This is a genomic window from Litoribrevibacter albus (genome assembly GCF_030159995.1).
Classification (GTDB): Bacteria; Pseudomonadota; Gammaproteobacteria; order Pseudomonadales; family Litoribrevibacteraceae; genus Litoribrevibacter; species Litoribrevibacter albus.
The window spans coordinates 624,965-646,837 of sequence record NZ_BSNM01000016.1 but is presented as its reverse complement, the minus strand read 5'-3'; the positions used below and the strand labels follow the sequence as shown (position 1 = coordinate 646,837).

22 protein-coding genes are annotated in these 21,873 nt (G+C 47.0%); 13 read left to right on the top strand and 9 right to left on the bottom strand.

All coding sequences use genetic code 11. The annotated features are described in order from the left end of the window. Window position 1: 1 nt before the first annotated feature. Complete coding sequence (locus tag QQL66_RS17530; RefSeq protein ID WP_284383177.1) at window positions 2–553, bottom strand: MarR family winged helix-turn-helix transcriptional regulator; 552 nt, start codon at window positions 551–553, stop codon at window positions 2–4. A gap of 77 nt (window positions 554–630) precedes the next feature. Next, entirely contained in the window at window positions 631–1,068 is a 438-nt protein-coding gene (locus QQL66_RS17525; RefSeq protein ID WP_284383176.1) for a chemotaxis protein CheW, read from the bottom strand. Between the two features lie 254 nt (window positions 1,069–1,322). Here QQL66_RS17525 and ectA point away from each other — a divergent pair, with 254 nt between their 5' ends. The 8 genes from ectA (at window position 1,323) to QQL66_RS17485 (ending at window position 9,104) form a co-directional block, all read left to right on the top strand. Next, the gene (gene ectA, locus QQL66_RS17520; protein ID WP_284383175.1) at window positions 1,323–1,841 is read left to right on the top strand and encodes a diaminobutyrate acetyltransferase; all 519 of its coding nucleotides are present in this window, start codon (window positions 1,323–1,325) and stop codon (window positions 1,839–1,841) included. A gap of 39 nt (window positions 1,842–1,880) precedes the next feature. Then, the gene (gene ectB, locus QQL66_RS17515; protein ID WP_284383174.1) at window positions 1,881–3,194 is read left to right on the top strand and encodes a diaminobutyrate--2-oxoglutarate transaminase; all 1,314 of its coding nucleotides are present in this window, start codon (window positions 1,881–1,883) and stop codon (window positions 3,192–3,194) included. Between the two features lie 92 nt (window positions 3,195–3,286). Continuing rightward, window positions 3,287–3,688, top strand: coding sequence for an ectoine synthase (locus QQL66_RS17510; RefSeq protein ID WP_284383173.1), 402 nt, complete (start codon window positions 3,287–3,289; stop codon window positions 3,686–3,688). A gap of 108 nt (window positions 3,689–3,796) precedes the next feature. Further along, on the top strand, window positions 3,797–4,714 hold the full coding sequence (locus QQL66_RS17505) for a phytanoyl-CoA dioxygenase family protein (protein ID WP_284383171.1): 918 nt from the start codon (window positions 3,797–3,799) through the stop codon (window positions 4,712–4,714). Window positions 4,715–4,722: 8 nt separating this feature from the next. Continuing rightward, window positions 4,723–5,091 carry a hypothetical protein gene (locus QQL66_RS17500; RefSeq protein WP_284383170.1) on the top strand — a complete coding sequence of 123 codons (369 nt, stop codon included), beginning with the start codon at window positions 4,723–4,725 and terminating at the stop codon, window positions 5,089–5,091. Continuing rightward, window positions 5,088–6,527, top strand: coding sequence for an aspartate kinase (locus tag QQL66_RS17495; RefSeq protein WP_284383169.1), 1,440 nt, complete (start codon window positions 5,088–5,090; stop codon window positions 6,525–6,527). The genes QQL66_RS17500 and QQL66_RS17495 overlap by 4 nt, the downstream gene beginning before the upstream one ends. After that, window positions 6,512–7,465 (top strand): tetratricopeptide repeat protein, encoded by a 954-nt coding sequence (locus QQL66_RS17490; RefSeq protein WP_284383168.1) that lies wholly within the window; start codon window positions 6,512–6,514, stop codon window positions 7,463–7,465. Before QQL66_RS17495 ends, QQL66_RS17490 begins: the two co-directional genes overlap by 16 nt. An 82-nt stretch (window positions 7,466–7,547) precedes the next feature. Further along, window positions 7,548–9,104, top strand: coding sequence for a BCCT family transporter (locus QQL66_RS17485; RefSeq protein ID WP_284383167.1), 1,557 nt, complete (start codon window positions 7,548–7,550; stop codon window positions 9,102–9,104). Window positions 9,105–9,152: 48 nt separating this feature from the next. On the opposite strand, the gene QQL66_RS17480 is transcribed toward QQL66_RS17485, so the two are convergent. The 3 genes from QQL66_RS17480 to QQL66_RS17470 form a co-directional block, all read right to left on the bottom strand. Further along, entirely contained in the window at window positions 9,153–9,425 is a 273-nt protein-coding gene (locus tag QQL66_RS17480; RefSeq protein WP_284383165.1) for an HU family DNA-binding protein, read from the bottom strand. Window positions 9,426–9,656: 231 nt separating this feature from the next. Further along, complete coding sequence (locus tag QQL66_RS17475) at window positions 9,657–10,814, bottom strand: NAD(P)/FAD-dependent oxidoreductase (protein WP_284383164.1); 1,158 nt, start codon at window positions 10,812–10,814, stop codon at window positions 9,657–9,659. Window positions 10,815–10,943: 129 nt separating this feature from the next. Then, window positions 10,944–11,111 (bottom strand): rubredoxin, encoded by a 168-nt coding sequence (locus QQL66_RS17470; RefSeq protein ID WP_284383163.1) that lies wholly within the window; start codon window positions 11,109–11,111, stop codon window positions 10,944–10,946. Window positions 11,112–11,359: 248 nt separating this feature from the next. On the opposite strand from QQL66_RS17470, the gene QQL66_RS17465 reads away from it, so the two are divergent. The 4 genes from QQL66_RS17465 (at window position 11,360) to phoR (ending at window position 15,064) form a co-directional block, all read left to right on the top strand. Beyond that, a complete protein-coding gene (locus tag QQL66_RS17465) occupies window positions 11,360–11,878 on the top strand; it encodes a chorismate--pyruvate lyase family protein (protein WP_284383162.1) in 519 nt (172 codons plus the stop codon). A 43-nt stretch (window positions 11,879–11,921) separates the two neighbouring features. Then, window positions 11,922–12,803, top strand: coding sequence for a 4-hydroxybenzoate octaprenyltransferase (gene ubiA, locus QQL66_RS17460; protein ID WP_431356924.1), 882 nt, complete (start codon window positions 11,922–11,924; stop codon window positions 12,801–12,803). A 183-nt stretch (window positions 12,804–12,986) separates the two neighbouring features. Further along, window positions 12,987–13,682 (top strand): phosphate regulon transcriptional regulator PhoB, encoded by a 696-nt coding sequence (phoB, locus tag QQL66_RS17455; RefSeq protein ID WP_284383161.1) that lies wholly within the window; start codon window positions 12,987–12,989, stop codon window positions 13,680–13,682. A gap of 80 nt (window positions 13,683–13,762) precedes the next feature. Continuing rightward, on the top strand, window positions 13,763–15,064 hold the full coding sequence (gene phoR / locus QQL66_RS17450) for a phosphate regulon sensor histidine kinase PhoR (protein WP_284383160.1): 1,302 nt from the start codon (window positions 13,763–13,765) through the stop codon (window positions 15,062–15,064). A 167-nt stretch (window positions 15,065–15,231) separates the two neighbouring features. Here phoR and QQL66_RS17445 read toward each other — a convergent pair whose 3' ends face one another. The 3 genes from QQL66_RS17445 to QQL66_RS17435 all read right to left on the bottom strand — a co-directional run bounded on the left by QQL66_RS17445 (window position 15,232) and on the right by QQL66_RS17435 (window position 17,671). After that, on the bottom strand, window positions 15,232–16,155 hold the full coding sequence (locus tag QQL66_RS17445) for an endonuclease/exonuclease/phosphatase family protein (protein ID WP_284383159.1): 924 nt from the start codon (window positions 16,153–16,155) through the stop codon (window positions 15,232–15,234). A gap of 63 nt (window positions 16,156–16,218) precedes the next feature. Further along, window positions 16,219–16,845: a thiol:disulfide interchange protein DsbA/DsbL gene (locus QQL66_RS17440; protein ID WP_284383158.1), complete on the bottom strand. Its 627-nt coding sequence runs from the start codon at window positions 16,843–16,845 to the stop codon at window positions 16,219–16,221. 223 nt (window positions 16,846–17,068) lie between these two features. After that, window positions 17,069–17,671 carry a c-type cytochrome gene (locus QQL66_RS17435; protein WP_284383157.1) on the bottom strand — a complete coding sequence of 201 codons (603 nt, stop codon included), beginning with the start codon at window positions 17,669–17,671 and terminating at the stop codon, window positions 17,069–17,071. Window positions 17,672–17,963: 292 nt separating this feature from the next. Between QQL66_RS17435 and yihA the strand changes: the two genes are divergently transcribed. Next, window positions 17,964–18,620, top strand: a complete 657-nt coding sequence (gene yihA, locus QQL66_RS17430) for a ribosome biogenesis GTP-binding protein YihA/YsxC (RefSeq protein ID WP_284383156.1) — start codon at window positions 17,964–17,966, stop codon at window positions 18,618–18,620. Between the two features lie 395 nt (window positions 18,621–19,015). Here the strand turns inward: yihA and polA are convergent, their stop codons facing one another. Beyond that, a complete protein-coding gene (gene polA / locus QQL66_RS17425; RefSeq protein ID WP_284383155.1) occupies window positions 19,016–21,772 on the bottom strand; it encodes a DNA polymerase I in 2,757 nt (918 codons plus the stop codon). Window positions 21,773–21,873 lie beyond the last annotated feature (101 nt).

Genomic DNA, 21,873 nt, shown 5'->3' with positions numbered 1-21,873 from the left:
ATTACTTAGATTCGAAAGCGTCTATTTTATCTTGATTGGTGATCTGGCGATCCAGGGTTCCTACATCCAATACCGGAGACGCATCGATGTGTTGTGCATCCATCATGAATGCAACTCGCTGCAGGGAAGCAATAATCATTGTCTGTTCCCACTCATGAAGATCGTTGAATTGCTTGGCAAAACTTTCTTGCAGAGGGGTCGGAGCATCTTTCAGCACTTCGCTGCCCTGATCGGTCAGAAAGGCATGCACTTTACGTTTATCAGTGGATGAACGTTCACGATAGATGAAATTTCGCTTCTCCAGGCGATCCAAAATCGTAGTAACCGTTGCCTGACTCAAACTGACTTCCGCCGCTAACTCACCGATCGTCACCTGACCCTTATCGCGAATTGATTGCAGCAATAAAATCTGGGGGGCGGTAAGACCTGTTGTCTTGGACAAATACTTGGAATGTAAATCCGTTGCTCGTATGACACGGCGCAGTGCCACCAACACTTCGTCAATGTTTTTCAACTCATTAACCTCTGAAACAGCGCTTCTCTCTAGTTTCACGAAGTATACCTCAGCCATTTACCGAGGTAAGTAAAAAACAATCAATTCCCCCAGATCCGCCCATAACGGATTGCGCCCTATTCATTTAACCAACGAACACAGGCTTTGCCACAATCCAGAACAATCATCAGCCGCTGATCAAAATGAATCGTTCCCTGTATAAGTTCAGATTCAGATTGTTGGGAATTTCTGTCGATATCACGCTCAGAGAAGTTCACCAATGAATCCACAGCATCCACGATGATGCCAAAACTGCCGCCAGGGTAGTCGAACAAAATAATCCGCCACTGATCATTCGGTTCACCAGCTGGAATCCCCAACACACGTCGACCGGAGAAAATGGAAATCGCCTCACCACGGACATTGAGAATGCCTTCCATGCCATCAATCGCACCCGGCACTTCCTGCGGTACGTCATACAACACAATGCTTTTAATGTAAGTCACATCATGCACATAGCATTCATCAGCAATGATAAAGCTGAGCCATTGCCCATCAGAATTATTTTCAGCCATAAAATTTCAACCACAAACCTACAAATAAAAACCTTCAATCATAAGCATTTTCATGCTTAATAAATCTTATACTTCTTAATTTTACTTAGTACACAATATTTATAACCCGAATGAAATTTATCAAAATTACGACTATATTTGCACTAAATCCGAGCAAATTAGACATAATAGTGTAAATTACATACAATATATCGCGAATTCTTCAAAAACACAGGATTTAAATATTTAGAAATCTAAATATTTGACATATAAAAATGGAAATCGATAACATTACGCTTGAAGCACCTAATGCAGAACAGGGTGCTCTCGTACACAAGCTTGTTTCTGAGTGTCCGCCACTCGATACAAACTCCATGTACTGCAATCTATTACAAAGTCATCACTTTGCTGCGACCTCTGTCGCTGCCACCTACAATTCAAAACTGGTTGGGTTTATTTCCGGCTACATCATCCCGCAACGACCTGACACCTTATTCATCTGGCAAGTTGCCGTTGCATCATCTGCAAGAGGCATTGGCCTGGCATCCAAGATGCTGAATCACATCTTGCAACGACCGCAATGTATTCACATCAGTCATCTCGAAACATCAATCACAGCGTCGAATACCGGCTCCTGGAAATTATTCGAACGTCTGGCACGAGAACTCAACGCTCCGCTTGAGAGATCCGTTTTATTTGATCGCGCTCGTCACCTGAACAACGAGCACGACACGGAACACCTGGTCCATATCGGGCCGTTTCAAACCGAACACGTTGCGACACTGAATTCATAAGCAGTTGAACAGAATCAAGACACTCCAAGGAGTTAAGAAATGAAGATTTTTGATGAGATTGAGTCAGAAGTACAAAGTTACGCACGTTCTTTTCCACGAGTTTTTAACCGTGCACAAGGCGTACACATGTGGGACGAAGAGGGCAATCAATACCTGGACTTCCTGGCCGGCGCCGGAACACTGAATTATGGGCACAACAACCCTAAGTTCAAAGATGCGCTAATTAACTACATCCAAAACGACGGCATCAGCCACGGTTTGGATATGCACACCAAGGCAAAAGGTGAGTTCCTGGAAACCTTTAATGAACGCATTCTGAAGCCACGCGGCATGGAATACGTCGTTCAATTTACCGGTCCGACAGGCACCAATGCCGTGGAAGCGGCGATGAAAATTGCCCGTAACGTGACCGGTCAATCCAACATTGTCACCTTTACCAACGGATTCCACGGCGTGAGCCTGGGTTCACTGGCTGCAACCGGTAACTCTCATCACCGTAATGCCGCAGGTGTGAGCCTCAACGGTGTACATCGCATGCCATATGACGGTTATCTGGGCGAAGACATCGACACCACTGCCTACCTGGATAAAGTACTAAGCGATTCCAGCAGTGGCATTAACTCGCCTGCGGCCGTAATTGTTGAAACGGTTCAGGGCGAAGGTGGTATCAATGCGGCAAGCGTCGAATGGCTTCAAAACCTTCAAACGGTCTGTCGTAAGCATGGCATCCTGCTTATTGTTGATGACATTCAGGCGGGTTGTGGTCGAACCGGCGATTACTTTAGCTTTGAAGAAGCTGGTATCGAGCCGGACATCATCACACTCTCTAAATCACTGGGTGGTTACGGCTTACCGTTTGCCGTAGTACTGATGAAACCGGAAATTGATCAATGGAAACCGGGCGAACATAACGGGACTTTCCGTGGTAATAACCTCGCCTTCGTTACGGCCAAAGAAGCCCTGGATCATTACTGGGCGGACGACACGTTCTCGAAAGAAATTAAGCGCAAGGGCGAATACATAGGTCAACGCCTTGAAGCCATCGCCTCCCAATACGGTGAAGGCAATTTCACTGCAAAAGGTCGAGGCATGTTCCGTGGCATTAACTGCGTCAACGGCGAGCTGGCCAGCAAAATCACCAAAAAGTGCTTCCAAAGCAACCTGATCATTGAGACCAGTGGTGCCGACGATCACATTGTGAAATTCCTTTGCCCGCTGATCATCAGCGATGAAGACCTCAAGAAAGGCATCGACATCGTTGAGCAAGCCATTAAAGAGGTGTGTGCGAAAGAGGATTCAATTCCTGAAGAGTACGATTACTTCGATCAGAGCCACAATACCAACGCGGCCTGATTCTCTTCCTCCCCTTAAATCAAGTAAATCACTGCCGAATGGGTTACCCACCAGGCAGTGACTCACTTTAATCTCGATATGAAAAGAACATTATGATTGTACGAACATTACAAGAAGCAGAACAAAACAACCGTTTCATTAAAGACCCAAAAGGTAATTGGGACAGCACCCGTTTGTTATTGAAGGATGACAACATGGGCTTCTCATTCCACATCACCACCATTTATAAAGGTGCGGATTTCCAAATGCACTATCAGAATCATCTGGAATCGGTGTTCTGTATGTCCGGGGAAGGAGAAGTAGAGACCCTCGCCGATGGCAAGGTATACCCGATTTCACCAGGGACGATTTACATTCTGGACAAGAACGACAAACACATTTTGCGTGCTTTCTCTGAAATGAAAATGGCCTGCGTCTTTAATCCGCCACTGAACGGCAAGGAAGTCCATAACGCAGAAGGCGCTTACGAGCTGACCGCAGAAACCATCGACTAGGTTTTACTGTCAGCCACGACGATCAGTCTGGAAGAATTGAGATCCATACCAACACAACACAAACCAAACCAAACCAAACCAAACCATACCATAGGAGATATTATTTTTATGTCTGTCACAGAGCTCAGCCCCCTGAACTCTAATCTTGATCTTTACCCTTCACGTAAAGGGCAACCAGCGAAGATCATTCCACGACAAGACCCTTGTGTATATTCTGATGATGCCGTTCGTCCTCCAATTTCCCGTGAGGACATTCAGTTTTATCAACAGAACGGCTTCCTGATCATCAAGAATGTATTTCCACCCGAAGAGATCACTGACTTTAAGAATGAACTCAATCACCTTTGCTCACTCTCCACCCGGACAGCTGATAACCGATTCATTCTGGAAAAAGACCAACAGGACGTCCGTTCTATTTTCGAAGTGCATATTCTCAGTAAACGCTTCGAAGAGCTCAGTGAAGATCCACGCCTGATTGAATTAGCACGCTACCTACTGAACGATGACATCTACATTCACCAGTCCCGGGTGAATTACAAACCCGGCTTCAACGGAAACGGCTTCAACTGGCATTCGGATTTTGAAACCTGGCACACTGAAGACGGCATGCCCAGAATGCGTGCATTAAGTATGTCGATTCCACTGACCGAAAACACGTCAACCAACGGCCCACTGATGTTTGTTCCGAGATCCCATCATCATTATCTCAGCTGTACCGAACAAACACCTGCCCACCATTACATTGACTCCCTTAAAGAGCAGCAAATAGGCATTCCGAACCCCGCCAATATTTCGGGGTTGGTCAGTCAATATGGTATGGTGCAGGCACTCAGCCAACCAGGCAGTCTTATTCTGTTTGACAGCAATACGTTGCATGGATCAAACAGTAATATTTCGCCACACCCAAGATCCAATGTGTTTTTTGTCTACAACGCACTGAGCAACAAAGTGGTTGCTCCGTTTGACGAAGCGCCTCCACGCCCAGAGTTTCTGGCAGCCAGGAGGTCGATTCGCCCGATCCCGTAGAGGTTCCCATGACAACCAACGAACACAATGAATTAAGGGAGTTGATCGAGCTCAGGATTGAGTTTTTACAGGCGCTTATTAACGAAAACATTCAGTCTGCTGGCCAGATCCAACCTGAACAAGGCTGGCCTTTGTCTCCCAAAGAGGAGCGACAAAGCGTCGAAGAAAAAGTCATCGAAACCGCACAACTTGAGATTTTGGAATTGACTCAATCTCTGGTGTGGCTTGAGACCGATCAGGCTGGCCGCTGTGAACAGTGCGGCAGCCCCATAGACATGTACAAGTTAAAGTCCGCTCCGGCAAACCGTTGCTGTGAGTCGTGCATAGAACAAAAGTGCATCGAACTGGCATGCACAGAACAAACAGGTGAACAATGAATCAACACAGTGTAGAAAAAATTGGCGGCACTTCGATGAGCGATTATTCGGCCGTGCGTGACAACATCATCAAGAAGCACGGATCGGATTCACCTTATGGTCGTATTTTTGTGGTCTCGGCGTACGGCGGCATCACCGACAAGTTGCTGGAACACAAGAAAACCGGTCAACCAGGAATCTATGCCTTATTTGCCGACAGCATTAATGACAACAACTGGCTCGACCAACTGGAAACCCTTCAGTACCAACTGATTGCCATCAATCAGGATTTATTCATCAATCCTCAATTGCGTCAGACTGCGAATGCATTTATTGAAAGTCGGATCTCTGATGTCCGAGAATGTCTGAGCAATCTGCAAACCCTCTGTCAGCATGGCCACTTTTCACTCAGTGAGCACCTGACAACCGTACGAGAAATGCTTGCCAGCATCGGCGAAGCACACAGCGCCTGGAACATGGCACACTTGCTTCAGGAAGACGGCTTTAATGCCCGATTTGTTGATCTCACCGGCTGGGACAGCGACAAACAAGTTGATCTGGATGAACGCATTGCAGCAGCTTTCACAGGGATTGATCTCACCAAAGAACTGCCTATCGTAACCGGTTACGCACATTCTGAAACTGGCTTAATGTCGACCTTTGACCGAGGCTACAGCGAAATGACCTTCAGTCGTATCGCCGTCGTCACGCAAGCGGCCGAAGCCATCATTCACAAAGAATTCCACCTCAGTAGCGCCGACCCTCGCTTAGTGGGCGAGCAAAATGCGGTACCGATTGGTCGCACCAACTACGACGTCGCCGATCAACTGGCTAACCTAGGAATGGAAGCCATTCATCCGAAAGCTGCAAAAGGGTTACGCCAAAACGATATTCCGCTTAGGGTAAAAAACACCTTTGAACCGGAACACACCGGGACACTGATCACCAGCGATTATGTCAGTGACATTCCTCGTGTTGAAATCATCGCCGGCTGTAAAGGCGTATATGGCATTGAACTCTTCGACCAAGACATGGCGGGCAATCTAGCCGACTACGACACCCGTATCTTGAGTGTTCTAGAGCGCTTCAAAGCTGGTCTGGTGGCTAAGGACATCAACGCCAACACCATCACCCATTATGTCTCCACTAATTTGAAAACCGTGAAGCGAATTGTTAAAACATTACAAGAAGAGTTCGCCGATGCCGAAATCAATCAGCAAAAGATTGCTATAGTTTCAGCTATAGGCAGCGATATGCAAGTACCAGGCATTCTTGCTCAAGCCGTTAATGCATTGGCTGAACAAGACATTTCGGTGCTGGCGATGCATCAATCCATGAGGCAGGTCGATATGCAATTCATTCTGAACGAATCCGATTACGACAAAGCCATTCAGGCCCTTCACAGTCGACTGGTAGAAATTCACGACCACGGACAGGCCATATGCCTCGCATCATAGCTTTTACCTTAACGCTCATTATCTCTACTCTGGGAAGCGCCAATCCGGCGCTCCCAGAGACCGCCCCTGCCCCAACACCTGATCAACCCCCGGAACATCAAGCCAATCGTCAGGACAGCCAACAAAACCAGCAACAAGACCAGCAACAAGCCTTGAAGGAAACCGTTGAATCGCTGGAAAAGCCACTCTACAGCCCATTCATTGAGCGCTATGTATTGGATGAGCTGAAACAATTGCGGGTGGATCTCAGCGCACAAAAGGCTGAGTTAATTCAACAAATCGTCGATCGGGAAATCAACTCGATTGATCGGGGCGTGACTTACGCCACCGACACCGTTACCTATTTCTTTTACCTCATCGCGGCAGCCAGTTCCGTACTTGTTCTGGTCGGCTGGAACTCGATTCGTGAGATCAAAGACAAGGTGCATTCCCTAGCGGACGAAGAAATTGCCAAATTGGTGAAACAATACGAAGAGCGTTTGTATTACATCGAGAAGCAATTGAACCAAAAAACCCGCCACATCAAGGAAAACAAGGCCGAGATTGAACTCACTCAGGAAATTCAATCCTTGTGGCTAAGAGCCGGTCAAGATAACAATATTCACAATAAGATCTCCATCTATGACCAAATCCTGAAGCTTAAACCCGAAGACTGCGAAGCCATTACCTATAAGGCCGATGCCGTTCTGGAGCTAAACGAACCCCAATGGGCCGCAAATCTCTGTCATCAGGCATTAGCCATCGATCCGGAAAACGGACACGCCTTTTATCAACTGGCTTGTGCCTATACGGCACTCGATCGTAAAGAAGAAGCCATCCAATACCTCCAGGAAGCATTAAAGCGCTCTGATACCTATAAAGACTACATGCTGTCCGATGAGGCACTGGTTCCTCTTCACGATTTGGAGGAGTTTAAAACCCTGACGCCTTCTGCGTAAAAAAGCCTGACTCCCTCTACATAAATGCATAGAACTGAATTGTTTAGTACACTATATAAATAGACTAAACATCGGGGGAGTCATGTCCAATCAATTTGAAACCGACCATGAGATCGGTGAGAACAACATAGAAGTGTTAGGATTTGATATCCATAACCCTGTGTTTGTTGTCAGCGCACTCTTGGTCATCCTATTCGTCGCGGGCACGCTGTTTATGCCCACGGAAGCCAAAAGCCTGCTTGAATCGGCTAAATCCTTTTCCATAAACAACTTCGACTGGTTGTTTATGTCCGCCAGTAATCTCTTCATCCTCTTCTGCTTTGCCATCATGCTGTTACCTACAGGCCGAATTAAAATCGGTGGCAAAAACGCCGAAACAGAATTCTCCGTGACCTCCTGGTTCGCCATGCTCTTTGCTGCCGGTATGGGTATCGGCCTGATGTTTTGGAGCGTCGCAGAGCCAGTCGCCTATTACACCGACTGGTGGGGAACGCCTTTAAACGTGGATGCCAAAACCCCTGAAGGGGCAGGCATGGCAATGGCAGCCACCATGTTCCACTGGGGCTTTCACCCTTGGGCCATCTACGCCATTGTCGGTCTTTCACTGGCGTTCTTTGCGTTCAACAAAGGCATGCCATTGACCATTCGATCCGCCTTCTATCCTTTGTTTGGAGAACGCGTATGGGGTCGTCTCGGTGATGTAATCGATGTCCTGGCAGTACTCGCCACCATCTTCGGTTTAGCAACGTCACTCGGCTTGGGTGCCCAACAAGCATCAAGCGGCCTGCATTTCTTATTCGATACACCGGACACCATCACCACCCAGATCTTCATTATTGTTGCGGTGACCAGTGTCGCCATTATCTCTGTTGTCCGTGGCCTGGAAGGCGGGGTTAAAGTTCTGAGCAACATCAATATGCTGCTAGCACTGACCTTATTACTGTTTGTACTGATCGTTGGCCCAACGCTGACTATTTTGAGCTATATGGGAACCACCAGCTTAGGCTACCTTGAAAATATTATACCTCTAAGTAATTGGATCGGTCGTGACGATGATAAATTCTTCCACGGCTGGACGGTCTTCTACTGGGCGTGGTGGATTTCCTGGTCACCGTTTGTGGGCTTATTCATTGCCCGTATCTCGAAAGGCCGTACCGTTCGTCAATTCATTTCCGCCGTATTATTGGTGCCTGTGGCAGTCACCATCGTGTGGATGTCCGTATTTGGTGGTTCTGCTCTTGAACAGACCATGAATAACGTTGGTCAATTAGCTGGCGGTATCAGCAGTGTCAGTCTGGCGATGTTCCAGATGTTGGAAAATCTACCGCTGGCCACCATTTCATCCTTCATTGCCATCGTACTGGTGCTGGTGTTCTTTATTACTTCATCAGACTCGGGCTCTTTGGTGATCGACAGCATTACAGCGGGCGGGAAGCTTGATCCGCCAGTTCCACAACGCGTGTTCTGGGCATCAATGGAAGGGGCAATCGCGATTGCACTGTTGTACGGAGGCGGTAAAGAAGCGCTGAGCGCCTTACAGGCCGGCGCCATTACCACTGGGCTACCTTTTACTGTCGTGCTACTACTGATGTGTTTGAGTTTATATAAAGGACTCAGTGCTGAATTAAAGCATTCATAAACAAAAAAGCCGGGCAAATGCCCGGCTTTTTCTGAATTCGACCGCGAATTAATTCACAGCTTCTTTCAATGCTTTACCTGCTTTGAACGCAACATAGTTGCTTGCTGGAATCTTAATTGCTTCACCTGTCTGTGGATTCTTACCGGTACGCTCGTTACGGCGACGTGTTTCAAACGTCCCGAAGCCAATCAACTGAACTGCATTACCATCGCTCACTGCGCGAGTAATCTCATCGGTCAAGGCAGTAAGTACTTCATTTGCTTTAGTTTTAGATAGTCCAGTAGATTCTGCAATCGCAGCTGCAAGTTCTGGCTTACGCATAATGTTCCCTTCTTTATTGTTATCAAAGTAGCACTTAATCAATCAATTAAGTATTTCTGATTACACATCATTCCAAATGGAATGTATAGAGCCTAGAACAAAAAGATTCAATTGCCAGAAAAAATTAGAAAAATGGCCTAGCCATGGGGCTGAGAGGGGAATATTGCAATAAAAAAAGGGAACATCTTACACAGATATTCCCTTTTTCGGCAGGACAATTCGCTCTGGTAATTATCCCAGCATAGGCGGCAATTCCTTGGACAAAGCCAACTTATCCACCACTTTTGCTCCGGTCAGCACAAAGCCTTTAAGCTTGCCGTCCGCATCAAGGAACTTACAGCTAAGATCCTGACCTTCACCTTCAACAACCCATTCACCGTCCTGATTCGTCGGTGTTGCAATCACAGTAGGGCACGCTGGAGTCTTCACAACTACCGGCATGGCACCATATTGAACTTCGGTAATGTCATCATTCAATGTCTTAGCCAATGCTCGTGCTGATGCCATCAAAGGCAACACATAAAGCAACACTAAACCATCAACTTCGGCACAATCACCTAGTGCATAAATGTCTTGTTCAGATGTCTGTAAGGTACGGTCAACAAGAATACCTTTGCGGTACGCCAATCCGGCTTTACCTGCCAATTCAACGCGCGGTGTAAGACCAATGGCAGACAACACCAGATCAGCCTCAATTTCTTCACCATTTGAAAGGCATACTTTTACGCCATCTTCATTCTTAATAACACGATTCGCCAGTGCTCCAAGATGAAAACGAACACCCGCTTCTTCAAGCCCTTGTCTCAACGCTTGAGCCGGTTGCTCTGGAAGCATGGAAGGCAATACCGTTTGGCTTGGTGCAATAACATCGACTTCATAGCCACCGTTACGCAGATCATTTGCAAACTCACAACCAATCAACCCGGCACCAACAATAACAACCTTCTTCTTACCTATTGCCGCTTGGCGGAAACGATCGTAGTCCACCAGATCATTAACGGAGAAGACCAGGTCGCAGCCATCGCCTTCCATAGGCGCTTTATGAGGTTTAGCACCAGTAGCAATAACCAACTTGCAATATTCAATGGTGTCTTCACCCAATGAAATGGTGTGCGCGTCAGGGTCAATGGAGGTTACTTCCGCTTGAGTACGAATAGACGCTTTTAATTGGGTAGCCATGTCGCCTGCTGTCGCCATCGCCAGCGCAGCAGCCGTTTTTTCTTTGGTAAAGCCCGCCGATAACATAGGCTTGGAATAGGAACGCCCATCGTCATTGGTAATAATCAGCAGCGGTGTTTCGGTATTTAATTTCCGAAACTCTTTAGCAACGCCGTATCCTGCTAGGCCAGAACCCAGGATTACGATCGGCAATTCTTTCTTGTCTGTCATGGAGTCACCCTTAGTTAGAAAAAAACAAAGCCTCAAATTAGGCTTCATTCCAAGGAGGATCTTTAAGTAAGACACTGGTTGCTTTTGGCAACATTCCTTTGTGTCTGAAATTGCACCAAGGGTAGCGGGTTAAGCAATTTCAATCATTTCGAAGTCTTCTTTACCAACTCCGCAATCTGGACATTCCCAGTCGTCCGGTACATCTTCCCAGCGAGTGCCTGGTGCAAGCCCTTCTTCAGGGCACCCAAGCTCTTCATCATATACCCAGCCACACACGACACATTGCCACTTTTTCATATAGCTTCCTCAAACTTCTAGTAATTATGTTGTTCTATGAGATACAGTGCCGCGCATTCTACCTTGATTTTAAACATCAAGAGTAGGGAACTGACTAAGCAGTGACCGCACTATATCACCAGGAATTGGTAAGCGCATTCTAATTCACTCACTTTTGTCCTACAATCCTACAAAGGATAATTTCTATAAAAGTCAGTATAATCCGTTCTTCTTTGTACTATATCTTCATGGATCGGCAATCGATATATATGCCAGGAACACCTCTCTACATACATCATTGGACATCAGCATATAGGAAATTCGCCTCCCGTTGGTCCAATTCACAACGCGACTGGTTGCTCAACAAAGACTCATTAACCAAGCGCCTGATTCGATGTAGCCAGCATTCCTTCTCAGTCAACGTGCGCTATGAAGGCGTTGCCAAGCTGTTTCCACATGAAAGAAAATCATTAGGCTGTGCTGCCCACTTTGCCTGGATTCGGGAAGTAGACCTGGTCGTAGACGGCACTGTATGGGTGTCTGCTCGTAGTGCTGTGCCGTTAAGTACATTAAATGGTCCTGATCTTCAGTTGCGCTACCTGGGAGATAAACCTTTGGGCCACTTGTTGTTCAGCAATCCCCGTTATCGACGCAGCCAGTTTGAAATCGGACGCTATCGCCAGGACCATCAGGAATACTGGGGACGGCGATCCATTTTTACCTGCAACGCTAGCCGAAAAACATTGCTGGTAACAGAGACCTTCATGCCCGTTGTCTTTTCAAAATAATCCACCTAGTATTCCCCTGAACGAAATGGAGTACAGATAGGACATGATGGAAAAAATAGCCCCTCATATTCGTCAACAATTACCAGACTACGCGCGTTTAATGCGACTGGATAAGCCCATTGGCATTCTATTATTGCTATGGCCAACCTTATGGGCACTCTGGGTGGCCGCTGAAGGCATTCCTCACATTTCAAACCTGCTGATTTTTACCCTGGGTGTTATTTGTATGCGCTCTGCCGGTTGTGTCATCAATGACTACGCAGACCGTGATTTTGATTTGCATGTGCGACGTACCAAGGATCGACCCCTGACTTCCGGCAGAGTTTCCGCCAAAGAAGCCTTATACCTGTTCGCCTTTTTAGTGGGTGTATCCTTTGTACTGGTGCTATTTACGAATGTAGAAACAATCTACATGTCGTTCGGGGCATTATTTTTAGCCTCTCTGTACCCGTTCATGAAACGTTACACCTATTTCCCACAAGCATTTCTCGGTGCCGCCTTTGGCTGGGCGGTTCCTATGGCATTCACCGCAGAAACCAACACAGTGTCGGAAGTTACCTGGCTGCTGTATGTGGCTACGCTATTATGGACGATTGCCTACGACACCCAATACGCCATGGTAGATCGCGATGACGATCTTAAAATCGGGATTAAATCTACCGCGATTTTATTCGGAGAAATGGACAACATTGCGATTGTCAGCCTTCAGGTTCAAGCACTCTGCACAATGCTCTTGGCAGCCAATCAGCTGTCTGCCGGTATCTGCTTTTATTTAGGACTCATCGCGGCCGCAGGACTCTTTGTCTACCAGTACACCCTAACCCAACACAGAGACCGGGATATGTGCTTTAAAGCCTTCCTGAACAATCACTGGGTTGGTGCCTGTATATTTGTCGGCATCTTGATGGATTACGCCCTGCGCTAATAAGCAATCCGTCCTCACAAACGTATCTTAAGCCCTACTTTTTCATGAAATGTACGAATTAGTAGGCGCTATTTTGTGCAAAGCACCCAAACAATGTCATACTTCTGTAACAAAACTGTCTTCTAATACGCTTGTCTTATAAATTTGTTCTTGAATAACCATAACCCTACACAGGCAAAAGTGATGGCGGGAAAAAAAGTTCTAATTGTTGATGACGAGGCACCGATCAGAGAAATGATCATGGTTGCTCTCGAAATGGCTGGTTATGACTGCTTGGAAGCAGAAAATACCCAGGTAGCGCATTCTCTTATTGTGGATCAACAACCAGATTTGATTCTTTTGGATTGGATGTTGCCAGGCGTTTCTGGAATTGAATTTGCGCGACGCCTGAAGAAAGACGAACTCACAACAGATGTGCCGATTATCATGTTGACGGCCAAAAGTGAGGAAGACAACAAAATCCAAGGTCTTGAAGCGGGTGCGGATGACTACATCACCAAACCCTTTTCACCTCGTGAATTGGTAGCACGCCTTAAAGCGGTGCTTCGCAGAACCACGCCACAAGGCATGGACGAAACAGTCAGCGTTAATGGTCTGGAACTGGACCCGGTGTCACACAGAGTGCTTGCACATGGTGATTCCATTGAGATGGGGCCAACCGAATTTCGTCTATTGCAATTCTTTATGACCCACCAGGAACGTGCCTATTCTCGCAGCCAACTGCTGGATCACGTCTGGGGAGGTAACGTGTATGTGGAAGAACGTACGGTAGATGTCCACATTCGTCGACTACGCAAAGCACTCACTGTCACAGGTCATGATGGACTGATTCAAACAGTTCGAGGAACAGGGTATCGCTTTTCGACAAAGGCAGCATAGTTTAAGCTGCTACTTACCTCCGGGGTAAACCACTGACATCGTTTGCCCTTATCTCTATATGTAGTCGTTGGGGACAATTGGTGTTAAGTAATTGGTATATTGAATTGCAGCGTGTCACGTTGTTAGTTCTTGCTACAACGTTCATTGGTTTTTTCTTTGACCATGCCCTGATTGGCCTTATTGTTGGCCTCACCGCGTATGTTCTTTGGAACGTGCGCCAAATGTCTCGCTTGGAGTCGTGGTTACAACACCAGGAACTCGACAAACTTCCCCTGAGTGAAGGCTTATGGGGTAAGTTATTTGACTCCATTTATCGCCAAGAAAAAGAACACCAATCCGGCAAGCGACGTCTGCAAACCATCATCGATCGTATTCAGCAGTCCACTGCGGCACTTCAGGACGCCGTGATCATGGCGGAATACGATGGCACCCTGGAATGGTGGAACCGCTCCACGGAATCATTACTCGGCTTTCGCTCTCCCGACGATGGCGGACAACAGATTACCAATCTGATTCGTGATCCGGACTTCGTTGAGTACTTTGAAAGTGAAGATTACGCCACCCCTTTAGTGATCAACAGCCCGATCAATCCGAACATGGTGTTGGAAATCTCGGTAACCCCCTTTGGTAATGATGATCGTTTGATCACCGCCAGGGACATTACCCATATTGAGCACTTAGAGCGCATGCGTAAGGACTTCATTGCCAATGTAAGTCATGAGCTGAAAACGCCACTAACCGTGCTGATCGGCTACTTAGAGACGCTCATCGACTACTCGGACGACAACGACCGCTGGTTACGTATTTTTCATCAAATGCAGACCCAAGCGACACGTATGCAGGATCTGGTACAGGACCTGTTGATTCTGACCCGACTAGAGACCACCGAGATTAACCTCGAAGAGCAACCGGTCAACCTCAACTATCTACTGGAAAACATTGCAGCAGAGGCGAGAACTTACAGCAATGGTGAACATCAGATCATTCTGAACTGTGAGAATGAGATTGAAATGAGTGGCAGCTATGATGAACTACGTAGCGCCTTCAGCAATCTGATCATCAATGCTGTCAAATACACTCAAAGTGGCGGTCGCATTGAAATCAAAGGCTATCTTGATCGGACCAGCATTCATATTGAAGTCATTGATAATGGTCCGGGTATCGATCAGAAACACATTCCACATTTGACCGAACGCTTTTATCGCGTGGATGAAAGCCGTAAATCAGATACCGGCGGTACCGGACTGGGGCTGGCAATCACCAAGCACATTATCATCCGTCACAACGGTCATTTAGGTATTGAAAGTCGCCTGGGGTATGGCAGTAAATTCAGCTGTGAATTCCCGATTGCACTACTGAGTCAGCATCAGCAACTGGCCTGATTACTTACTCAACCAGAAGGTACTAACAACCAGAAGGTACTAACAACCAGAAGGTACTAACAACAAGACTTAATCAACCACAAAAACTGACCAGCCAAGAGTCTCTAATCGGATACTTGCAGAGTTAAAGAGTCGACTGAGCTTTTCCTGATAGAAAAAATGGAGTCTCAGTTAACCATCGAGCCTCGATCAAGCAGTTTGACTCCCTGTGGCAAACTAACATCAATCGCCACCGGCAGGTGATCCGAGATAGGATGATCCAACACATCGATGGCGTGAGTTCTGAGACTAGGACTGATCAGAATGTGGTCCAACCCCTTTTGAGGCGCCCAGCTAGGGAAAGTACTGATACCGTCAGTCGCCAGCACCAGATTACTGTCTTTCAGTGGTGACTCTTCCACCAGACGCTCGGCGTGACAGTTAAGATCCCCCATCACCACCACATGTTCATGCTCCTGCACTCGTTCCTGAACATACGCTAACTGATTCATTTGCGCTCGTTGTGACAACGAGAGATGCATCATCACCACTAGCAACGGCTCTTTGGTATTGGTTTGATATTCAATGAACATCGCGCCCCGTCCCGGAATCAAAGAGGGTAAAACATGGTTATCTACAGACTGAGGAACGATCCGGCTCAGCACGCCATTTCCGTGTTGCGCTAACATACCGAAATTACGATTGAGCTGTTGATGCCAGAAGCTGAACTGACCGCGATCCGCGAGATACTTCACTTGATTGACAAAGCCGCTTCGCAAGCTGCCGCCATCGGCTTCCTGCAGGGCCACGATGTCGAAATGAGACAACACATCGGCGATGCGATCCATGTTATCAATTCGATTGGAATAGGGGAGAAGGTGCTGCCAGCTTCGGGTCAGATAATGAAGATAGCGACCAACAGAATTACCCACCTGAATATTGAATGAAATCAATCGTAAATGTTCGAGACCATCGTCCTCGATGACAGGTAAGTATTTTTGAACAGGATAGTCCACCTGAGCGCCAGCTACGTCTTTATAGACCGACAAAGAACGGATTTCATCAACGGCTTCTTTGAGCTGCCCAACCCGTTTTCTGACCTTCTCAAGCATGACTGTCCCTTTCCTTATAACCTCCTGCATAACCAATACAGGAGGCCATGATCTGATCACAAATTATTTAGCAGCACGCTCTTTTTCGATCAAGAACTCAACCACTTTCAACATACGCTCAAAACTACCGGCTGAACGCGTATCAATGCGATATTTACCATTCACCACCATTGCCGGTACACCGGTTGCACGATAGCTACGGGTACGAGCCTGAGCCATATTGACCTTACTTTTCACAGAGAACGATTCCCATGCTTTAGTATAGTCTTCCGCAGAGACTCCCAGCATTTTGAAGAAGGCAATACGCTTCTCATCACTTCTTAATTTGTTACGAACAACATGGTATTCGTTAAATACCAACTCACGGCCTTTGTCGAGAACACCCAGCGCTTCCATCGTGTAATGAAGCTGAGATTCAGGCGCCCAACCACCGAAATCACCTGGCTGCTGATAGAAGTCCACATCATCCGCCACAGTTTTGGCCCAGGCGTTCACCATTGGCTCAAACTTGAAGCAATGGCCACAGCCATACCAGAATAGTTCAATCACCTCGATTTTATTCTCATCGCGAGTGGGTACAGCGTAAGGTACTTCCTGATAATCTTTTCCAGCAATGTAGTTTTCAGCAGTCACAAGTTGCGACATCAACAACATCGTCGCGGTAATCAGAGAGGTGATCAAGGCTTTCATTCGGTACTCCTATTCGTTGATATAATCCTGCCCTGGAAACAAACCTATAGGCCAGCAGTTCGGAAGGATCAATGTAGCGGTTATCCAGACAAAAGAAAAGGGGAGTCAAAGACTCCCCTTTCTCAGATCCGTTGCTTGAAATTTGGTTCCTTACTGCCTTAAAAAAGGGGTTCAGGAATCTGAGCTTTTATTGACTCAAATCAAGCGAATTCAGGTACTAAACTTAGTGAAGACCCTGAATGTACTGTGAAACAGCTTCGATTTCGTCGTCACGCATGGTGTAAACGTTCTCACGCATCATGCCATTTGGATCATTGGCACGCTTAGAATCGCGGAAATCTTTCAACTGCTTAACAGTGTACGGTGCGTGCTGACCACCCAATTTCGGGAAACCTGCCGGCGCATTACCTTTACCCGTTGGAGAGTGACAACCTGCACATGCAGCGATACCACGGTCTGCAATACCTGCACGGTAGATTTGCTCACCCATCGCAGCTTTTTCTTTATCTGCATAACCTACAGTGCCGTTTTGAGAAGCAAAGTAAGCTGCGATATCCGCAAGATCCTGATCATTGAAACCGCTCAAAAGGCCCGTCATCTCTAGAACAGTACGCTCACCGTTCTTGATGTTAGTTAACTGTTTCAACAGGTATTTTTCACCCTGACCAGCCAATTTCGGGAAGTTTGGAGCAGCGCTATTACCGTCAGCACCGTGACATGCACCACATACAGCGACCTTTGCTTTACCCGCGTCTGCATTACCAGCCGCGTGACCATAGCTAACAACACCCATTGCAATTAGAGCAGTCAGAATGATTTTTTTCATTGTTAAGACCCGTTTATTGTCTCTAACGTGTGAACGGTTTTTACGCAAAAATGCGTTTCCGCTCTCCTCATCGTTATATTTCATTCGAGTCTGGGCTATAGCCAAGACCCCGCCAAAAAAGTGCGGGTATTATATACTATCTATCTCAACTTCCAAATGGTTATTCCGATCCGTACTTAGCCAATACATACGTTAGTAGTTTAGATTTTAACCAAAGGAAATAAGAACAACTGCTGAAACCTCTCTTTAATGCGAGTATCATGCACCCAAAATTATCTTTGGATGAACATCTATGTCTGATCGCCCGACCATCAAATTCAACGCAGCTCAATTTCTTACGAGTGCACCAACACTCAAGCAGTGTCCTCCTGACACGGGTGCCGAGGTAGCTTTCGCCGGTCGATCCAATGCGGGGAAATCCAGTGCGATCAATACATTGACCCAGCAAAAGAAATTGGCGCGTACCAGTAAAACCCCGGGACGCACCCAGTTAATTAACTTTTTTACGTTGGGAGAAGAAGAAACACGTTTGGTCGACCTTCCTGGCTACGGGTTTGCAAAGGTTCCAATCGAGCAAAAGCTGGAATGGCAAAAGCACCTTGCCAAATATCTCGAAGAGCGCCAATCCCTGAAAGGGTTAGTATTGGTGAGCGACATTCGTCATCCGTTACAAGAATTCGACCGAATGATGATCAAATGGGCAGAAGATAGCCAAATGCCTTTGCATGTCCTGCTAACCAAGTCGGACAAGCTGAAAAAAGGCCCTGCCAAAAACACCATGCTGGACGTAAAGCGCGCTCTTAAAGATTTCGGAGGGGAAGTCTCAGTCCAAACTTTCTCAGCGTTAAAGCGAGAAGGGCTCGATCAATTAAAGCAACGTTTAACGGAGTGGCTGACCCAAGACGATGCCGATGAGTTGATTGAAGAGTTGCTCGACGACGCAGAATAACCCGAATATTTCAGGCAAAAAAAGCCCCGAAAGGATCGGGGCAACTACCTGAAAACAGAGAATAACGAGGAAAACACTACACACTTACTTCGCTGCGACTCTAAATGCTTGACTGTTCTTCAGAATCACTCAGATTCAATGTGAGCTATAAAGTTAGAAGGTCGAGCCCCCTATTAGTTCAAACTTTTCCCTCATTAAATTAAAACGCCTGTTTAAATACTAAATAAGCATCCGATTGAGCACAAAACGCCAGTTCAACAATCACAAGAAGCGTCATGAGCGTAGGCTAGACTAGGCAAAAGTCAGCGAAAAAACGGAGTCTACATAGAGTAAATGAGTATTTTAAGCTGACTTTTAACAACGTATAGCCAAGCGCAGTAGCTTCGCACTAAGTACTAATGGGCTTCATCCCAGGAGTCACCGACACCCACATCCACCAGCAACGGCACAGCCAATGACGCCGCATTCTCCATGCGGAAACGAACGCCTTCGGTCACCAAATCCACATCCGACTCAGCCACTTCCAGCACCAATTCATCGTGCACCTGCATCACCAGTTTGGCATCGACCTTGGCTTCTCTTAGCCAGTTGTGAACATCGATCATCGCCATCTTAATCACATCGGCCGCCGTTCCCTGCATCGGCGCATTAATCGCCGTACGCAAAGCCCCCTGTTTTACCATTTGATTGGAAGAGCGAATGCCCGGTAAATACAAACGGCGACCAAACAAGGTCTCTACATAGCCTTTGTCTTCGGCTTCACCTCGTGTTTGATCCATGTACTCTTTCACGCCGGGATACTTTTCAAAATAGCGTTTGACGTATTCCGCCGCTTCACCACGAGCAATGTCCAACTGTTGTGCCAAGCCAAAGGCCGACATGCCATAAATCAACCCAAAGTTGATGGCTTTCGCTTTACGACGTTGATCCGAAGTTACGTCTTCCAGGGACTCATGAAAGACTTCCGCAGCCGTGGCACGGTGCACATCCAAGTCGTGTTTAAAGGCATTCACCAAGCCTTCATCACCCGATAAGTGCGCCATGATTCGCAGTTCTACCTGAGAATAATCCGCCGCCAACACTTTATAGCCAGGTCGAGCCACAAAGGCTTTTCGTACTTTTCGGCCTTCCTCGGTACGAATTGGAATATTCTGTAGATTCGGTTCGGTGGAAGACAGACGCCCAGTAGCCGCCACCGCTTGTTGATAAGTGGTGTGCAAACGACCAGTCTCTGGCCGCACCAACTCAGGAAGGGCATCGGTATAGGTGGATTTAAGTTTCGCCAAACTACGATGTTCAAGGATCAATTTTGGTAACGGGAATTCCTGAGCCAACTCTTGCAGTACCGGTTCCGCCGTCGATGGCGCACCTTTAGGTGTTTTCTTTTTCACTGGCAGTTCGAGTTTCTCATACAAGATTTCACCGATCTGCTTAGGTGAGTTCATATTGAACGCTTCGCCCGCTAACCCGTATGCCTCTTCTTCAATAGTCGCCAGGGTTTCGGTCAAGTACTGACTCTGCTTATGCAACTCGGCCTGATCCAACTGCACGCCATTGGCTTCCACATCGGTCAACACTGGCGAAAGCTTGCGTTCGATCCACTGATAAACCCAGTCCAGTTGAGCTTCCTGCTTTAACTTAGCGGACAACACCAGATAACTGCGAAGGATCATATCCACTTGAGCGCAGGCAAACTCAGCCATCGCATCCGTTTCCAGTTGGCTTGCCTCTAAACGCTTCTTGCCTTTACCTAAAATGGCTTCATCATTCTTTAGCGTTTCATTCAAATGCAATGAAGCAATCTCCGTCAGCTCGTGCTTACTCTCTACCGAGTTCAACACGTAAGACTGCAGCATCACATCGTGAATTTGGCCCACCAGAGTTTGATCATAATTCGCTAATAAATGCGCTACTTTCTTGGTGTTATGACCCACCTGATTGATCGCTTCACCTGTTAATAAGGGTTGGAGTAACTCCAGTGCCACCTCTGGGCTTAACTGCTCAGGCGCTCCGACATAGTCATGGGCCAAAGGCACATACACCGCTTTACCAGGCTCCACAGATAACGCCATCCCGATCAGTCGAGCTGCCTTATAATGATCGTTCGACACCACAGGATAGAGCGCATAAATCGGTTTGGTCGAAGATAGACTGACCCAGGTTTTAAGGGCATCGGCATCTAGTAAAGTCAAATATTCGGTGTCCGCCACGTGTGGAATCACAACATCAACAGACTCGGTGTTCTCAGAAGCACTGCCACTGGTCGCAGCTACTTCAGACATTTCAACGCCTTTGTTCGTTAGCTCTTCCGCCCAGCTTTTGAAGCCAAAGGTATTGAAGAAGCCAAGCAAGGCGGCATCATCAACCTCACCGAGCACTAATTCCTTCGGTCCTTGCTCTAATTCCACATCACACTTAATCGTTGCCAGCGCTTTCGACAATGGCAGTTGTTCAAGATTAGCGCGTAACTTTTCACCGATTTTGCCTTTAATTTGTTCCGCATTTTCAGTGAGGTTTTCTAACGTTTGGTATTCAGCCAACCATTTTACGGCGGTCTTGGGACCACAGCCTGGAACCCCCGGAATGTTATCCACTTTATCGCCCATTAAGGCCAGATAATCGATGATCTGTTCCGGCGCCAGCCCAAACTTTTCAATAACGCCTTCACGATTCATGGTGGTGTTGGTCATGGTATTCACCAACGAGACATGCTCACTGACAAGCTGAGCCATGTCCTTATCACCGGTTGAAACAATAGTATCGACGCCTTGCTCGGTCGCCTGATGACACAAAGTGCCGATTACGTCATCAGCCTCAACACCTTCCACCACCAACAGGGGAATTCCCATGGCGCGAATCATTTCATGAATAGGCTGGATCTGAACCCGAAGATCATCCGGCATTGGCGGGCGATTGGCTTTGTACTCCTCATACATATCATTACGGAAGGTTTTGCCCTTGGCATCGAAAATCACCGCCATATGGCTGTCCGGAAAATCAGCCATCATCCGGCGCAACATGCTGATCACGCCTTTAATCGCGCCTGTTGGATGCCCTTCTTTATTGGTTAAAGGAGGCAATCCATGGAAAGCCCGGAACAAATACGATGAACCATCAACTAAAATTAAAGGAGCAGGGCTTTGATCAGTCATACTAAAGAAATATCCGTAGGTATCAGAGGGAATTCGGTGTACACCGGCCAATGAGGGCCGTATCATCGGATGCAGGAACCGTATCATTAAAAGCACAAAAT

Excerpts from the sequence above, each read along its gene's own strand:
- QQL66_RS17525 (WP_284383176.1), bottom strand. The coding sequence starts at position 1,068 with ATGGCTGAAAATAATTCTGATGGGCAATGGCTCAGCTTTATCATTGCT.
- ectA (WP_284383175.1), top strand. The coding sequence starts at position 1,323 with ATGGAAATCGATAACATTACGCTTGAAGCACCTAATGCAGAACAGGGT.
- ectB (WP_284383174.1), top strand. The coding sequence starts at position 1,881 with ATGAAGATTTTTGATGAGATTGAGTCAGAAGTACAAAGTTACGCACGT.
- QQL66_RS17510 (WP_284383173.1), top strand. The coding sequence starts at position 3,287 with ATGATTGTACGAACATTACAAGAAGCAGAACAAAACAACCGTTTCATT.
- QQL66_RS17505 (WP_284383171.1), top strand. The coding sequence starts at position 3,797 with ATGTCTGTCACAGAGCTCAGCCCCCTGAACTCTAATCTTGATCTTTAC.
- QQL66_RS17500 (WP_284383170.1), top strand. The coding sequence starts at position 4,723 with ATGACAACCAACGAACACAATGAATTAAGGGAGTTGATCGAGCTCAGG.
- QQL66_RS17495 (WP_284383169.1), top strand. The coding sequence starts at position 5,088 with ATGAATCAACACAGTGTAGAAAAAATTGGCGGCACTTCGATGAGCGAT.
- QQL66_RS17490 (WP_284383168.1), top strand. The coding sequence starts at position 6,512 with ATGCCTCGCATCATAGCTTTTACCTTAACGCTCATTATCTCTACTCTG.
- QQL66_RS17485 (WP_284383167.1), top strand. The coding sequence starts at position 7,548 with ATGTCCAATCAATTTGAAACCGACCATGAGATCGGTGAGAACAACATA.
- QQL66_RS17480 (WP_284383165.1), bottom strand. The coding sequence starts at position 9,425 with ATGCGTAAGCCAGAACTTGCAGCTGCGATTGCAGAATCTACTGGACTA.
- QQL66_RS17475 (WP_284383164.1), bottom strand. The coding sequence starts at position 10,814 with ATGACAGACAAGAAAGAATTGCCGATCGTAATCCTGGGTTCTGGCCTA.
- QQL66_RS17470 (WP_284383163.1), bottom strand. The coding sequence starts at position 11,111 with ATGAAAAAGTGGCAATGTGTCGTGTGTGGCTGGGTATATGATGAAGAG.
- QQL66_RS17465 (WP_284383162.1), top strand. The coding sequence starts at position 11,360 with ATGCCAGGAACACCTCTCTACATACATCATTGGACATCAGCATATAGG.
- ubiA (WP_431356924.1), top strand. The coding sequence starts at position 11,922 with ATGATGGAAAAAATAGCCCCTCATATTCGTCAACAATTACCAGACTAC.
- phoB (WP_284383161.1), top strand. The coding sequence starts at position 12,987 with ATGGCGGGAAAAAAAGTTCTAATTGTTGATGACGAGGCACCGATCAGA.
- QQL66_RS17445 (WP_284383159.1), bottom strand. The coding sequence starts at position 16,155 with ATGCTTGAGAAGGTCAGAAAACGGGTTGGGCAGCTCAAAGAAGCCGTT.
- QQL66_RS17440 (WP_284383158.1), bottom strand. The coding sequence starts at position 16,845 with ATGAAAGCCTTGATCACCTCTCTGATTACCGCGACGATGTTGTTGATG.
- QQL66_RS17435 (WP_284383157.1), bottom strand. The coding sequence starts at position 17,671 with ATGAAAAAAATCATTCTGACTGCTCTAATTGCAATGGGTGTTGTTAGC.
- yihA (WP_284383156.1), top strand. The coding sequence starts at position 17,964 with ATGTCTGATCGCCCGACCATCAAATTCAACGCAGCTCAATTTCTTACG.
- polA (WP_284383155.1), bottom strand. The coding sequence starts at position 21,772 with ATGACTGATCAAAGCCCTGCTCCTTTAATTTTAGTTGATGGTTCATCG.